The sequence below is a fragment of the uncultured Oscillibacter sp. genome, assembly GCF_947654275.1.
In the GTDB taxonomy this organism is placed as follows: domain Bacteria; phylum Bacillota; class Clostridia; order Oscillospirales; family Oscillospiraceae; genus Oscillibacter.
The window spans coordinates 50444-65529 of record NZ_CANTJS010000012.1 but is presented as its reverse complement, the minus strand read 5'-3'; the positions used below and the strand labels follow the sequence as shown (position 1 = coordinate 65529).

At 57.6% G+C, this 15086-nt stretch carries 14 protein-coding genes, 1 pseudogene and 1 CRISPR repeat array; of the genes and pseudogenes, 8 read left to right on the top strand and 7 right to left on the bottom strand.

The genetic code is table 11. From position 1 onward, the window contains the following. The first annotated feature begins 97 nt into the window (after window positions 1-97). Window positions 98-1486: an AmmeMemoRadiSam system protein A gene (gene amrA / locus Q0063_RS05015; protein WP_297870880.1), complete on the top strand. Its 1389-nt coding sequence runs from the start codon at window positions 98-100 to the stop codon at window positions 1484-1486. Then, complete coding sequence (amrS, locus tag Q0063_RS05010; RefSeq protein ID WP_297870879.1) at window positions 1483-2307, top strand: AmmeMemoRadiSam system radical SAM enzyme; 825 nt, start codon at window positions 1483-1485, stop codon at window positions 2305-2307. Before amrA (Q0063_RS05015) ends, amrS (Q0063_RS05010) begins: the two co-directional genes overlap by 4 nt. A gap of 175 nt (window positions 2308-2482) precedes the next feature. Beyond that, window positions 2483-3914: direct repeats of the CRISPR family, unit length 33 nt; unit sequence ATTTCAATCCACGCTCCCCGCGAGGGGAGCGAC. A gap of 17 nt (window positions 3915-3931) precedes the next feature. Here amrS (Q0063_RS05010) and Q0063_RS05005 read toward each other — a convergent pair. The 7 genes from Q0063_RS05005 to Q0063_RS04975 form a co-directional block, all read right to left on the bottom strand. Beyond that, window positions 3932-4342, bottom strand: a complete 411-nt coding sequence (locus tag Q0063_RS05005) for an N-terminal phage integrase SAM-like domain-containing protein (RefSeq protein ID WP_367180333.1) — start codon at window positions 4340-4342, stop codon at window positions 3932-3934. Between the two features lie 34 nt (window positions 4343-4376). Further along, complete coding sequence (locus tag Q0063_RS05000) at window positions 4377-4670, bottom strand: DUF6809 family protein (RefSeq protein ID WP_297870878.1); 294 nt, start codon at window positions 4668-4670, stop codon at window positions 4377-4379. Window positions 4671-4826: 156 nt separating this feature from the next. Continuing rightward, complete coding sequence (mobP3, locus tag Q0063_RS04995) at window positions 4827-6575, bottom strand: MobP3 family relaxase (protein ID WP_297870877.1); 1749 nt, start codon at window positions 6573-6575, stop codon at window positions 4827-4829. Next, window positions 6563-6994 carry a hypothetical protein gene (locus Q0063_RS04990; protein ID WP_297870876.1) on the bottom strand — a complete coding sequence of 144 codons (432 nt, stop codon included), beginning with the start codon at window positions 6992-6994 and terminating at the stop codon, window positions 6563-6565. Before Q0063_RS04990 ends, mobP3 begins: the two co-directional genes overlap by 13 nt. Window positions 6995-7210: 216 nt before the next feature. Continuing rightward, complete coding sequence (locus Q0063_RS04985) at window positions 7211-7942, bottom strand: helix-turn-helix domain-containing protein (RefSeq protein ID WP_297870875.1); 732 nt, start codon at window positions 7940-7942, stop codon at window positions 7211-7213. An 11-nt stretch (window positions 7943-7953) separates the two neighbouring features. Continuing rightward, window positions 7954-8169 carry an AlpA family transcriptional regulator gene (locus tag Q0063_RS04980; protein ID WP_297870874.1) on the bottom strand — a complete coding sequence of 72 codons (216 nt, stop codon included), beginning with the start codon at window positions 8167-8169 and terminating at the stop codon, window positions 7954-7956. Between the two features lie 58 nt (window positions 8170-8227). Beyond that, on the bottom strand, window positions 8228-8413 hold the full coding sequence (locus Q0063_RS04975; RefSeq protein WP_297870873.1) for a hypothetical protein: 186 nt from the start codon (window positions 8411-8413) through the stop codon (window positions 8228-8230). 133 nt (window positions 8414-8546) lie between these two features. On the opposite strand from Q0063_RS04975, the pseudogene Q0063_RS04970 reads away from it, so the two are divergent. From Q0063_RS04970 to Q0063_RS04945, 6 genes and pseudogenes are all read left to right on the top strand, one after another. Further along, window positions 8547-9361: pseudogene (locus Q0063_RS04970) on the top strand (DUF6076 domain-containing protein). A gap of 59 nt (window positions 9362-9420) precedes the next feature. Next, complete coding sequence (locus Q0063_RS14705) at window positions 9421-10095, top strand: class III extradiol dioxygenase subunit B-like domain-containing protein (RefSeq protein ID WP_367180332.1); 675 nt, start codon at window positions 9421-9423, stop codon at window positions 10093-10095. Between the two features lie 51 nt (window positions 10096-10146). Continuing rightward, the gene (amrA, locus tag Q0063_RS14700; RefSeq protein ID WP_367180331.1) at window positions 10147-10809 is read left to right on the top strand and encodes an AmmeMemoRadiSam system protein A; all 663 of its coding nucleotides are present in this window, start codon (window positions 10147-10149) and stop codon (window positions 10807-10809) included. Continuing rightward, complete coding sequence (amrS, locus tag Q0063_RS04955) at window positions 10806-11627, top strand: AmmeMemoRadiSam system radical SAM enzyme (protein ID WP_297870871.1); 822 nt, start codon at window positions 10806-10808, stop codon at window positions 11625-11627. The genes amrA (Q0063_RS14700) and amrS (Q0063_RS04955) overlap by 4 nt, the downstream gene beginning before the upstream one ends. A gap of 271 nt (window positions 11628-11898) precedes the next feature. Further along, the gene (gene asnB, locus Q0063_RS04950; RefSeq protein WP_297870870.1) at window positions 11899-13728 is read left to right on the top strand and encodes an asparagine synthase (glutamine-hydrolyzing); all 1830 of its coding nucleotides are present in this window, start codon (window positions 11899-11901) and stop codon (window positions 13726-13728) included. A 292-nt stretch (window positions 13729-14020) separates the two neighbouring features. Continuing rightward, window positions 14021-14932: a CorA family divalent cation transporter gene (locus tag Q0063_RS04945; RefSeq protein ID WP_297870869.1), complete on the top strand. Its 912-nt coding sequence runs from the start codon at window positions 14021-14023 to the stop codon at window positions 14930-14932. Window positions 14933-15086 lie beyond the last annotated feature (154 nt).

The following is a 15086-nucleotide window of genomic DNA, read 5'->3' as shown; positions in this document are numbered from 1 at the left end:
AGAAACGGCTATAAATTGTCAAAATTTCCCCAAAAAATCTTGGCAGACCTCTTTGGATACACTGGTGCAGCAAACATTTCGACAGGGAGGAACTGATATGTCTATTTTGGGCGCGATCATTGTCCCTCACCCGCCTTTGATTATTCCTACCGTGGGGCGCGGACGAGAGCAGGAAGTCCAGACTACCATTGATGCTTACCGGACTGCCGCAAAGCAAGTAGCGGCCTGGAACCCAGAGGTACTGATCGTTACCTCGCCCCATCAGACCATGTATGCCGACTACTTCCACATCTCACCGGGCCGGGGTACCGCCGGAGACATGTCCGCCTTCGGCGCGGCTCAAAGCAAACTGCGTGTAGAGTACGACGCCCCGCTACGGGACGAGATCATCCGCTGTGGGGAAGCCGCCGGCCTCCGTGTCGGGACCCTGGGGGAGCGGGACCCGTCTCTGGACCATGGCACATTTGTGCCTCTGTACTTTTTACAGGAGGCCGAGGTGGATTGCCCTATCCTCCGAATCGGCCTGTCCGGATTTTCCCCGTTGGATCACTACCGGCTGGGGCAGTGTATCGCTCAGGCGGTGGAGAACTTGGGCCGCAGAGCTGTGTTCATTGCCAGCGGTGATCTGTCCCACAAACTGAAGGACGATGGCCCTTATGGCTTTGCCCCGGAGGGACCGGAGTTCGACCGTCAGGTCACGGAGACTATGTCGGAGGGCGATTTTTTCCACTTCCTCACCATGGACCCCGCCCTCTGCGAGCGGGCGGCGGAGTGCGGACTTCGCTCCTTCCAGATCATGGCCGGTGCGTTAGACGGGGAGGCTGTGGAATCAAAGCTCCTCAGCTACGAGGGTGTCACCGGCGTGGGCTACGGGGTGGCCACTTTTACTGTCACCGGCCCGGACGAAGACCGCCGGTTTGGGGCACGGTGTGAGGCCATGGAGCGGGCCCGATTGGCAGAGAAAAAGGCCTCCGAGGACCCCTGGGTCAAGCTGGCCCGGCTGTCCTTGAAGACCTTTGTAAAAACGGGAAAGCGGCTGGAATGTCTGCCGGAAGATTTGCCTCCTGAGATGACAGAACGGGCCGCTGGGGCCTTTGTCTCCCTTCACGCCCACGGCCAGCTCCGGGGCTGCATCGGCACCACCGGACCCACCACGGAGAGCGTGGCTTGGGAGATCGTGCAGAACGCCGTCTCCGCCTGCTCCCGAGACCCCCGTTTCCCGCCGGTAACAGTTTCAGAACTTGACAGCCTGGAGTACAGCGTGGACGTGCTGGGCCAGCCGGAGCCCATCTCTTCCCCGGCGGAGTTGGACGTAAAAAAGTATGGCGTGATCATCTCCTGCGGCAGCCGCCGGGGTTTGCTGCTGCCCGACCTGGAGGGCGTGGACACAGTAGAACAGCAAATTGACATCGCCCGGCAGAAGGGCGGCATCAGTTCTCGGGAGCAGTACACCCTGGGGCGATTCGAGGTGGTGCGGCACATATGATCTGCGAGTTGTGTTTTCACCACTGCGACCTGTCCGAAGGACAGACCAGTTTCTGCCGGGCCAGGGCCTGCTGGGACGGTAAAATCGTTCCGCTGAACTACGGAAAGCTGACCAGTCTGGCACTGGACCCCATTGAGAAGAAGCCCCTGCGGCGGTTCCACCCCGGTAGTCGGATATTGTCCGTGGGCAGCTTCGGATGTAACTTGCGCTGCCCATTTTGCCAGAACCATGAGATTTCCATGTGTGGGGACGGAGAACTTGGGATAGTGGAGCTGTCCCCGGAGGCGCTGGCCGACAAGGCGCTGGAGCTGCGGCCATACGGCAATATCGGAATAGCCTATACCTACAACGAGCCGCTGGTGGGTTATGAGTACATCCGGGACTGCGCCGCTCAGGTCCGTGAGCAGGGGATGGTCAATGCGCTGGTGACCAACGGGACGATTGAAGAACCCTCCTGGCGGGCGCTGCTACCGATCATCGACGCCGCCAACATCGACCTGAAGGGTTTTACCTCGGAGTGGTACCGGAAACTGGGCGGCGATTTGGAGATGGTGAAACGCTCTATCGCTCTGGCGGCGGAGCGGTGCCATGTGGAGGTGACCACACTCCTGATCCCCGGAGAGAACGACAGCGAGGAGGAGATCCAGAGCCTGGCCCAGTGGTCGGCGGCTATTGATCCAGAGATCCCTCTGCACCTGTCCCGGTTCTTCCCACGGTATCGGTTGACGGACAAGCCGCCCACGCCGGTGGAGCGGGTGCATCGGCTGGCCGAGGTCGCGAGGGAGTATCTGGCGCTTGTCTATACGGGGAATTGCCAATAGTGTCAGCAACCCACTTACTACATTCTGTCCGTTTGGAAATGCATTGCAAAAGCAGCGATAAAGCCAAGTGATATAAAGACTTGGATCTATTTCGCAAGCATTTTCCGAGTCTTACCCTGAATGTATCGTTCAAATTTCAATCTGCGCTCCATCAAACAAATAACACATGGACAATATTTCAATCCACGCTCCCCGCGGGGGGGAGCGACCATGGAGCGGACGGAGCAGGTCCGCGCCCAGCAATTTCAATCCACGCTCCCCGTGAGGGGAGCGACCCGCCGTTGCCGCCATTGCCGCCTTTCGAGCCTGTTTCAATCCACGCTCCCCGTGAGGGGAGCGACCAGGCCGTGCTCTGTCACGCAGCGTCCGTCCCGATTTCAATCCACGCTCCCCGTGAGGGGAGCGACCTGTTGATTGAGTTTTCCAGAGGAAAGAAGTTGCTATTTCAATCCACGCTCCCCGTGAGGGGAGCGACATATGGCAAGAGCAAACAGGTGGCCCGTTGCGGATTTCAATCCACGCTCCCCGTGAGGGGAGCGACCGATGCCCTCCACGTCAATCTCCGCCGTGCCGAATTTCAATCCACGCTCCCCGTGAGGGGAGCGACCTTGGCGTTGGTGTTTACGACCTCCACTCCGGGATTTCAATCCACGCTCCCTGTGAGGAGAGCGACCGAGAAGATCCGTAAAGCTCGTACTGTTGAGCTTTTTCAATCCACGCTCCCCGTGAGGGGAGCGACAGGTCGCTTTTCAGGGCTACATCCGGCTTGTTCAATTTCAATCCACGCTCCCCGCGAGGGGGAGCGACTCCTCTATTTTTTGCTCAATATCGCCACATTCCAATTTCAATCCACGCTCCCCGTGAGGAGAGCGACCAGATGGGCCCGGGCGGCGGGCGTCCGGGCCGTATTTCAATCCACGCTCCCCGCGAGGGGAGCGACTCGTTGGCGGCAATCTCCAGGGGGATGTCCTCCGCATTTCAATCCACGCTCCCCGCGAGGGGAGCGACCGTCGTTCTTCCCGCTCCTCCCGGGTCATTCTCGATTTCAATCCACGCTCCCCGCGAGGGGAGCGACTAAGAGTTATATATTATTAAATTGATGATATATATTTCAATCCACGCTCCCCGCGAGGGGAGCGACATGTTGCTCAGGCAATCGAGACCATTCTCCATGATTTCAATCCACGCTCCCCGCGAGGGGAGCGACGCGCCTCCTGTCCCGTGTTCCTCTTGATGTAGACATTTCAATCCACGCTCCCCGCGAGGGGAGCGACGGCCGCTGCGGAACTGGACAGTGCGACCATTTTATTTCAATCCACGCTCCCCGCGAGGGGAGCGACCTGCCGCCCGCCTGCCGTGAAGAAGCTCAGGAAATTTCAATCCACGCTCCCCGCGAGGGGAGCGACGTGGTGGTATGGCAGCAAGGCTGACGGATAAGCAATTTCAATCCACGCTCCCCGCGAGGGGAGCGACTGTGGGCAGCCTGACCACCGCCACATCCAGCGTGATTTCAATCCACGCTCCCCGCGAGGGGAGCGACCTTTTTGCTGGGGAGAGTGGGACTCTGAGAGAGTATTTCAATCCACGCTCCCCGCGAGGGGAGCGACGTTGAAAATTGCTCGAATTATACGGGCCTGTCACCGCCGCCATCGCCCCGGCCCCTGGAGATGCGGCCATGCTCCAGGAGATGGGCGTACAGATCTTTCAAATCAGCAGGCGTGATTTTCGTCAGCTGCTTCTGCCCCAGGTGGGGCTTGACATGGTTGTCCAAATCCCGCCGGTACCCATCCAACGTATCGCTACGGACGGTCCCGGCCATGCGCCGGTCCAGCCATTGATCCAGCCACCCGGAAAGGCTCATCCTGCTCTGCTCCGTCAGCTCCACGCCCTGGTAAGCGTCGATGCTCTGGCGGAGCTTTGCGGTCAGTTCTTTTTGTGTGTCGGCGTAGAGATAGCGGAAAATGGAATCTCCATTTTTCTTATGCTCTACCACGATGCGGCCCTCCCAGCGGCCATCGTCACGTTTGCGTACCATGCCGTCTCCGGACGGTCTGCGCTTTGCCATTGTCTCACCCCCTGTCGGTCAGTTCTCCGTCATCCTCGTCCATGCACTCTGCCATCAACCTGACGCCCAGACGGAAGCCCAGGATGAAATATTCCCTTGCCATGGTGCTGTCGATTTCGTGTTGTGTGCCGATGAGGGTATCGAGTGTCTGCTTCCCCCTATCGTTGAGCTGTTCCGCAAGCCGGGCCTCACAGTCGGCGGCACGTTTCACCAGATGCCGCAGCTCTGAACCGGCGGCGATTCGCTTTTCATAGGGCACGATATTGCCGAAGTACAGATCTTCCAAAATCTTTCGCATTTTCTCCGCCCTCCTTTCAAGCCACACATAATACCAGCGGCGCTGGTCAATAGCCAGTGGCCGGAGGCAGAGTTATCAAACTGTTATCATTTAGCCTTCAAATCGTGCCGGTTCGTTTTCTTTGCAGACAGTGTCGCAATCGGCAACCGCATCTGATTATCCCATCGTCATTGACTGTCCCTGGGATTGCTCCTCGTGATCGTCCGGCTTGTGGCCCATAGCGATTTTCTTTTCTCGGAGCTGCTGTAGACGTTTGCGGTCAATGCGGACACCGCCAGGAACAGACGGGGCTGGAGCTTGATCTTGAAAAATGCGGCTCATGTGGTGCAGCAGCCGCGTGACGGACAGCATCACTGTGGGAGGTTTCAGGTTGTCCCAGCGATCCAGGAAGAACTGAGCGTACTCGTTGCCCTGGGCGGCGGACTGGGTAAACCAATAGTGGGCCTGCTCACGATCCTGTCTATCCAGATACAGTTTGCCGAGAGCGTATTGGGCATACTGGTTTCCGGCCTCAGCGGACTGGGTGAGGTGCTCCACCGCTTTGTCGGTGTTCTGTCCGACGATTTTGCCTTTGAGATACTCTTTGCCCAATCGGTAGGCCGCGCGATCGCTCCCGTTGTGGGCGGCATACTCCAGCCACTGGATTCCCAAATTGGTGTCATGCACTTCTGGATCATCCGTGAGGTACAGCTGCCCAAGAGCATACTGCGCTGGTACATGACCCTGTTGGGCTGACTGATCGAACCAGTATTGGGCTTCCACGCTGTCCGGGATCAGCACCGGACCGTCCTGGTAAAGTCTGCCGGTGAGGTACTGCGCGTCAGGGTTACCACTTTCAGCTATACCGATAAGCTGTGCCGTCGCCTCATCTCTGTCCGCCATCGTAGCGGTGTCGTCTTGCGTGACTATCCACAGCTCCCAGCAGTCGTATGACAGATTGGAGAGCTCTATGCCTTCCTCCATCCTCTCATCTTCAAAAGTGACTTTGCACATGCGGATGCTCTCCGCTTCCTGGACGACCGCATTCTTGATGGGGCGAAACTCCTTCTGCTGAGACAACGGCGGACGCTGACGCTTCTTTTCGGAATAAAAATCTTCTATCTGGCACTGGAACTCCCACCACGTCTGATAGCACTCACTGATGATGGGCAGTTGTTCCATCCGCTCAACAATCTCATCCACCGTTTTCTTCACTGCTTTGGGAAGGTAGCCGTAGTTTTTTTTACCTTTGACCATCTCTAACTGGGAGGCCAGCGTCATCATCAGAGACTCCACCTCCGGATGGCTGCCAAGGCTGGTCTGCATCTCCTGTGCCAGAGTTTTCATTTCCTCTCTGGCCCTGCGCACCAACTCATCCCTGGAGGAGGACTTCTGCTCGTAGGTGTGGAGCAGTTCCTGTTTGAAAATGTCGTTTGTCAATGTAGACTTAATTTTGCGGATGCCATCTTTGGAGAGATACGTCTGTCCCGGCTTCGCCGACCACGCCATCATGTGGATATGGGGATGGTCGCCCTCGTCATGGAAAGCGGCGTACCAGCGAAAGTCACCGGGCGGGATATTCATAGCCGCGGCGATATCGTTGCGGTGAGCACGGATCAGGTTTCGCCATTGCGGAGCGTGATCGTATCCCAACCGCTCAGCATCCTCCCGTTTGAGGGAGATGACGTGTGTCCAGATGTTGCCGTGATACTCATTCAACTCTTTCATAGCCTCGCCCATATCCACAGCATCCTCATCGCCGAACAGTCCATGGGACCGTGGGCGCTCTGCCATGTACTCCATGTAGCCGGAGGGCAACAGTTCAACGCCTTCCCGGGTTCCGATGTACTTCAGGTAACCTGCCGGCCCGCCGCTACCACCAGCGCCGCCCGTGACATAGGGACTCTTGACGATTAGTCTTGCCACCGGTCATCACCTTCTGCGCCATTGTCCAGATCTCTCACCTTCTGCTCGAAGGTCAACAGACCATTGGTGGCTTTCACATTCTTCACGCTATTTGCACGTAGCTTCCGCAGGTAATCAGCGTTCAACTGGATGCAGTCCAGAACAGCGCTGATCCCCATGTCCGTCTCCACCGCCAGCTTGTAGAGGAGTTGAGCCAGCCGATCCTCAAACATCCCCAACCTTCCGTCGATAGTGGACTGGATGGCCACGGGGAGAACGCCATTCACCTGTCCCGCCAGATAGTCCGCATAAAAGTTCACCGCTTTAACCACGAACTCGTTCCGGCTCTGACAGTCATCCTTCTTGTACCAGCTCTCAATTTTCCAACGGGTCACATCGTCCAGCCGCAGCGGAAATCGGTTCTCATTCTTGCTATCCATTAAAAGCGCTCCTTTTTCGCCCAAAGACATCATCCGAAAACCTTACCGCAGGCGGATCACGTCTTTGGGCGACCTCAATAATCATTTTCTCCTCTGGTTGTGACCCCACCCCCGTTCCCCGTAAACCGCCCGCACTGCGGGCAGAAGTGGCCAGCGGGGCGCCAACAAGGCGGCACGCTTTTATCCTGCTCTCCTCCGTCCCTTGCCTTGCGCCTCTCAACAGGCGCACAACGGTTTGCACTGTTGGGACGGGTCAGTTGCTGCTAGAGCGGGGATCGGGGCACACAAGGCATCTCTGGAGCGACGGCGGTCGTATTCCTTTTGCCATTGGAGAACGCGTCTGCACTCTGCCTCCAGCTCCAGCCGATGAAGCTGCCGTTGGTGAAACGCATCTGCCGCCAGCCTCACCGGAAGGATTGTGTAGAGGTTGTTGCCTTTCCACTTCATCCCGTGCTTGTCAAAATAGCTGCTGGACTCCACAGTGATGAGTCCCGTTTCCAACAGCGTGTTGACACTTTTCATCGCAGTGTTCTTTGTCAGATCTGTTGCGGCGGCGATGGTGTTGTAACTGGGGTGACAGGTGTGCGTCCGCCGGTCCTCGATTAGCAGCAGGTAGGCGTAGACCATAAACGCAGAGGGTGGAAGCCGTAGCAGGAAGACCTCGTTGGGCAGAGTGAAAAAATTCGCGTTCTCGCACTTGAACACAGGAATACCATCTTCGCTGACGAGTTTTTTAGCGACCAGGCTGTTCAGATACTTTTTCACTGTGATCGCTGTCATGTATACGCCTGTTGCGATTGTCTCCGGAGTGAGCGTACTGGTGGAGTTGCAATAGCAGAGGTAGGAAAAAATCAGGAACTCAATTGGCTTGAGTTTGTATTCCCACACCAAATTGGGCATAGCGAATCGGTAGTGCCGCGGGTCACGGCGGGGCCAGCTGATAGGCATTGCACGCCGCCTCATTGCTGCGTCCCTCCAGCTGTGTTCTGCTCCACCCACTGGATGAACTTCTCCTTGGGAACCACCATGCGGCTGCCGACTCTCAGCACTGGGAAGCCGGACGTATGCATTAGCTCGTAACCGCTGGACGGCGAAACACCCAGCACCTGCGATACCATACTTGCATTAAGGAACAGGGGCAGGTCATCGTAACTCTTGCAATTTGACATTTTCATTGCAGTACCTCCTTCAAAAATTTTCTTGCGTTTCGGAGGCCGCTCTGTTAGACTGTTATCAGATCAAGTTGTGTTTTCCGAAACGCGGCGGGCCGCTGAGCTGTTGCAGCAGTTCGGCGGCCTTTTTGCACCGATTGTCCTGTGATTTCGCTTGGCCATGCACCATACCCGTTCCTGCCCTGTGGTCTTGTTTGACCCCCACGGCGTTTTCTTTGACCTTGGCGCGCTCGGCTGTTTCCAGCATCTTGGCCTCGCTTCCCTGGTGAGTATCGTCTTTGGTGATGGGTATTCAGTTGTCCAGGTGCAGATAATAATTGATGATTTATTTCCTGTGTGATATAGTCAATCTATCTGCAGGGCTATCGTAACACAACAAAATGGTATTGCCAATGTATAATAATAAAATAATCGTCTATTCTGCGAGAGGAGAACTTCTGATGAATTTTCCAAGACTTACTTTCCCATTGACTGTGGACTTTGGTGATACGGAATATTGGATCGGAGAACAGGGACCTTTCAAATACGCTGCCGCGGTGATGGAGTTTTTTATTGGAGAGGAAATCGGGGAGGTTTCCAACGACGGCATCCCCCTGATGCGGGAGCTGGAGCAGCAGCTTCAGACGTTCGGCAGTCATCTCAAGCCCTACGTGAGAGAGCGGGAAATAGACGCGGTGGCGTTTCTCTGTCCGGAGGAGCAAGCGGCTGGCTGTTCGGTTTGTTTTGCATTTCATCCAACGGATGGCCGCATTGGAATTATGACAGAGCGGTACAGCTTTTCCTCTCTACACGACTTCCTCTTCGTGGAGTTGGGCAAGGCGATCCTCCGCGGCAGCGCGCCCCGGCAGTGCCGGCTGTGCGGGCGCTGGTTTCTCCATGAGCAGGGAGACCGGGCGATGTACTGTGAGCGCATCGCTCCCGGTGAGACGGAGCAGACCTGCCGGGAGATCGGGGCGCGGGCGGTTTTTGAGAAAAAATTCAGGACGAGGACACCTGGAAGCTCTACAAGCGAGCGTATAAAAAGTACTATGCCAGGTACATGAAAGGAAATATGAGCGAGGAGGTTTTCAAGACCTGGGCGGCGCAGGCTGCGAGGGATCGGGACGCGGCAATTGAGCAAGTGAAAGCGGCCTTGGACGAGAATCTGAAAGCGCAAGTCATTGAGCGGCTGAAAGAGGAATTGAACCGTCAGTGAGTACTGCTCTATCTTTGGAGACACTGGTGCAGCAAACATTTAGACAGGGAGGAACTGATATGTCTATTCTTGGCGCAATCATCGTCCCTCACCCGCCGCTCATTATTCCCACGGTGGGACGCGGGCGGGAGCGGGAGGTCCAGGCCACCATCGACGTCTACCGGACTGCCGCGAAACAAGTGGCGGCCTGGAAACCGGAGGTGTTGATCATCACCTCTCCCCACCAGATCATGTACGCCGACTACTTTCACATCTCCCCAGGCAAGAGCGCATCGGGCGGTATGTCCGCCTTTGGCGCGGCCCAGACCAAACTGCGTGTAGAGTATGACGCCCCGCTGCGCCGCGAGATCATCCGCTGCGGGGAAGCTGTCGGCATCCAAGCCGGGACACTGGGACAGCGAGACCCATACCTGGACCATGGCACATTTGGGCCCCTATACTTTTTGCGGGAGGCCGGAGTGGACTGTCCCATTCTCCGCATCGGCCTGTCCGGATTCTCCCCGCTGGACCACTACCGGCTGGGACAGTGCATCGCCCAGGCTGTAAATGCCCTGGGCCGCAGGGCGGTGTTCGTCGCCAGCGGAAACCTTTCCCACAAGCTGAGAGATGACGGCCCCTATGGCTTCGCCCCGGAGGGCCCGGAGTTTGACCGCCAGATCACCGAGGCCATGGCCGCCGGGGACTTCCTGCGCTTTTTGACCATGGACCCGGCCCTCTGCGAGCAGGCGGCGTAGTGCGGCCTACGTTCCTTCCAGATCATGGCTGGCGCGTTGGACGGTCAGGCTGTGGAATCAAAACTCCTCAGCTACGAGGGCGTCACCGGCGTGGGTTACGGGGTGGCCACGTTCACTGTCATCGGCCCGGACGAGGACCGCCGATTTGGAAAACAGTGTGAGGTCATGGAGCGGGCTCGGCTGGCAGAGAAAAAGGCCAACCAGGACCCCTGGGTCAAGCTGGCCCGGATGTCTCTGGAGACCTTTGTGAAAACAGGAAGGCGTCTGGAGCGTCTGCCGGAGGATCTGCTCCCTGAGATGACAGAGCAGGTCGCCGGGGATTTTGTCTCCTTCCACGCCCACGGCCAGCTCCGGGGCTGCATTGGCACCACCGGACCGACCACGGAAAACGTTGCCTGGGAGATCGTGCAGAACGCCGTCTCCGCCTGCTCCTGGGACCCCCGCTTCCTGCCGGTGACCGTGCCGGAGCTGAACGGCCTGGAGTACAGCGTAGACGTGCTGGGCCAGCCGGAACCGATTGCCTCCCCAGACCAGCTGGACGTGAAAAAGTACGGCGTGATTGTTTCCTGCGGCAGCCGCCGGGGACTGCTATTGTCTGACCTGGAAGGCGTGGATTCAGTTGAGCAGCAGATTGATATCGCCCGGCAGAAGGGTGGCATCAGCTCTCGGAAGAAGGTCATCCTGGAACGGTTCGAGGTGGTGCGTCACACATGATTTGTGAACTGTGTTTCCATCACTGTGGCCTGTCCAAGGGACAGACCGGCTTCTGCCGGGCCGGGGCCTGTCGGGATGGGGCTATTGTCCCTCTGAACTACGGAAAGCTGACCAGCCTGGCCCTGGACCACATTGAGAAGAAACCCCTACGGCGGTTCCATCCCGGCGCTCTGATCTTGTCCGTGGGCAGCTTCGAGTGCAACCTGCGCTGCCCCTTCTGCCAGAACCATGAGATTTCTATGTGTGGGGACGGAGAACTTGGGATAGTGGAGCTGTCCCTGGAGGCGCTGGCCGACAAGGCGCTGGAGCTGCGGCCCTACGGCAATATCGGGGTGGCCTACACCTACAATGAGCCGTTGATCGGCTATAAGTACATCCGGGACTGCTCCGCCCTGATCCATGAGCAGGGTATGATTAACGTGCTGGTGACCAACTGCACCCTTGAGGAGGCCCCCTGGCGGGAACTGCTCCCGCTGATCGACGCCGCGAACATCGACCTGAAAGGCTTTACTCCCGAGTGGTACCGGAAGCTGGGTGGTGATCTGGAGACGGTGAAGCGCTCCATCGTCCTGGCTGCGGAGCAGTGCCATGTGGAGGTGACCACCCTCCTGATTCCCGGCAAAAACGACAGCGAGAAGGAAATCAGGAACCTGGCCCAGTGGCTGGCGTCGGTGGATTGTAATATTCCTCTGCATCTATCCCGGTTCTTTCCACGGTACCGGATGGCGGACAAGCCGCCCACACCGGTGGAGCGGGTGTGCGGGCTGGCCGATGTGGCGAGGGAGTACCTGCCTTTTGTCTATACGGGGAATTGCTGATGAAATCAGGATTGTACCCCATCTATTCAAAAATATGATGTAATAAAACAGAGATAGAGTTTGAAGACATGGCCTCTTAACTCTATCTCTGCTTCCTTAATCATGATTCACATATGCGGTATCGTGCCGAAGTTCCCATTGCAAAGGTTTTCAACATGTACAGGACCACGCAGCGGCGTCAGGAACGTTTTGCCGCCTCTGCGCATAGATTGTACCGAGCAAGGGGGCTCGCGATGGTTCGCGAGCTCCCGTTTTTTAGGAGGGACAACATATGTGCGGAATCGCCGGAATGATTGACTTTGAGCAGGACCTGCGGGAGCGGGAGAAAACGCTGCTGGAAATGCAGTCCGTCTTACGCAGGCGGGGGCCGGATGAAGACGGGATCTACCTGAGCCCGCGGGCGGCCCTGGCCCATGTCCGACTGTGCGTGGTGGACCCGGAAAATGGCCGTCAGCCCATGACCGCCCGCCGAAACGGCCAGACCTGCACCCTGGTTTACAACGGAGAGCTGTACAACACGCCGGAGCTGCGCCGGGAGTTGACGGAAGCGGGCTGGGAGTTTGACGGTCACTCGGATACGGAGATGCTGCTGAAAGCCTGCATGGAGTGGGGGCCCGCGTGTGTAGACCGCCTGAACGGCATTTTCGCCTTTGCGGTCTGGGATGGGGAAACGCTGTTTCTGGCCCGGGATCGGATGGGGGTAAAGCCTCTTTTTTACTCGGTGACGGCGGATGGAACCTTGGTATTCGCCTCGGAGATCAAAGCAATTCTGCGGCACCCGGATATTCCGCCGGAGGTGGATGCGGAGGGCGCGGCGGAGCTGCTTCTGATCGGCCCGGGCCGGACGCCGGGGCAGGGGGTTTTCCGGAATGTACGGGAACTGCTGCCGGGACAGTGCGGCGTCTTTGACCGGGAGGGCCTGCGGCCGTGGAAATACTGGAGCCTCACCGCCCGGCCCCATCTGGAAAACGAGGCGGACACCGTGGCCCATGTTCGGGACCTGGTCCAGGACGCCATCCGGAGGCAGTTGGTCAGTGATGTGCCTATTGGGACCTTCCTCTCCGGCGGATTGGATTCCAGTGTCATTTCCGCCGTGGCGGCGGAGGCCCTGGGAGAGCATGGGGAACGGCTGAGGACCTTCTCGGTGGATTACCGGGAGAATGACCGCTATTTCACCGCCGGAAAATTTCAGCCCTCCGCCGACGGGCCCTATATCGAAGCGATGGCGGACTGTTTGGATACTCTGCATACCAATGTGGTGTTAGATCCCGTCCAGGTGGCCGCGGCCTTGGATGACGCCGCGGAGGCCCGGGACCTTCCGGGAATGGCGGACGTGGATTCGTCGCTGCTGCTGTTCTGCCGGGAGGTGCGCGGGGATGTGACGGTGGCCCTCTCCGGAGAGTGCGCCGACGAGATTTTCGGAGGCTATCCCTGGTTCCGGGACCCGGCGGTCCGGGCGGAGAACGGATTCCCCTGGGCGCAGTCCACGGCTTGGCGGGCGTCTTTCCTGACGCCGGAGTACGCCCAGGGATTGGACGCCGATGAGTTTGTCCGACAGCGCTGGCAGAAGACGCTGGCGGAGACGGACTGCCTGGACGACGATACGCCGGAGCAGAAGCGGGTCCGTCGGCTCACACGGCTGAATATGGACTGGTTTATGCAAACGCTTCTGGACCGGAAAGACCGCATGAGCATGTGGAGCGCGCTGGAAGTCCGTGTGCCGTTTTGCGACTGGCAGATTGTGGAGTATTTGTACAATGTGCCGCCCGCGCTTCGGGAGCTTGGGGGACAGGAGAAGGGTCTGCTCCGGTCCGCGGCGGCGGACTGGCTGCCAAAATCCGTGCTCCATCGGAAAAAAAGTCCCTATCCCAAGACCGTTCACCCCATCTATCTGGAGACAGTCGCCCAGAGGCTGCACCGGCTGCTGGATGACGGAAATTCGCCTCTTTTCGCCGTGGTCCGCCGGGAGGCGCTGGAGAATCTTTTGACTTACGAGAGTCCCTGGCCCTGGTATGGCCAGCTGATGAGCCGGCCTCAGACGATCGCTTACTTTTTGCAGATGGATCACTGGCTGCGAGCCTATCAGGTCCAGCTGCTGTAAGCGGGAATCCAAACTCGGAACCGGTCACGTTGACAAAAAGGCGCCCCGGAATCGGGGGATTCCGGGGCGCCTTTCTTACATCTCATGAAAATGCCCTGTTGAGGAGGCCTTTTTGGCGTTCCTCTTTTGAACAGCTTTGTTGTACTCTGTCAAATTAGTACTGCCAATAGAAGAGTGCTGACGTTTACAAAATACCAAATATTTGTTCACACAATATGCGATTTTATATTTTAGTGTACCATTTCAGATGGACGCGATACAATGGCAGTATCATGATGCGGGAGGCAATCTTATGTATCGGTACAATATCAGCGCGGCTTTGGCTCCGCTGGAGAAGAAAATGGACGGGGATGTCCTTGTTCTGCTGACGTCGGAGGAACTGGAGCGGGGCGTCTCCATCCCCGGCCTGGAGCGTGTCCTTTGCCACACGCCCTCTGCGCGGGATGCCCGTGTATGCAAAGCGGAAGCCCGGCACAACTGCCTGTGCGGAACGATTGTGACCCCCAGGCGCACACGGGACGGCGTTCCCATCGCGTTCGGCTATCTTCTGACTCCCGGATGGGTGGTACTGTGCGACGATACCGGGACGGCCCGCTCCGCCGTGCAGCGCCTCCGGAAAGAGAACGCACACCTGGAAAACGGTATCGGCGGATTTTTTTATGAATTTATAGAATTGCTGATCGCCAAGGATTTGCACCACCTCCAAGGCATTGGAGACCGTCTGGAGCAGCTGGAGGATCAGGTCCTGTCCGGCGGGATGGAGGGGTTTAACCCCAGGATGACGGCGCTGCGCAAGGAGATTGCCGGCTGGATGCGGTACTACACCCAGCTGGACGATATGGTCTGTGAGTTTCAGGAAAATGAAAACGGGTACTTCGGCGAAAGAGAACTTCGTATGTTCCACATGGCGGAGAAGCGGATCGGGCGTCTGAACAGCGAGGCACAGCTGCTCCGGGAATACGGCCTGCAGCTGCGGGAGCTGTTCCAGGCGGAAATAGACATCCGCCAGAACCGGATTATGAAGGTTCTTACCATCGTGACTACGATTTTCCTTCCCCTGTCCCTGGTAGCCGGGTGGTACGGGATGAATTTTACCGGAATGCCGGAGCTGACATGGAAATATGGATATCCAGCGGTCATCATTGGCAGTGCGCTGATCGTGTTCCTCTGCTTGTGGATTATGAAGAAGAAACGATTTTGGTAGTCCTTCTACCTGAAGGCCTTTTCCTCTGATGACATTGCGGTACCTCCCATTACGAAAAGAAATCGGCGGAGGGACTGCGCTATATGAACATCATTGGCCACGTGTCCAGAAAAATGACGGCCGTCATCTTTGTGTTCCATGTAAAACCGCGGAG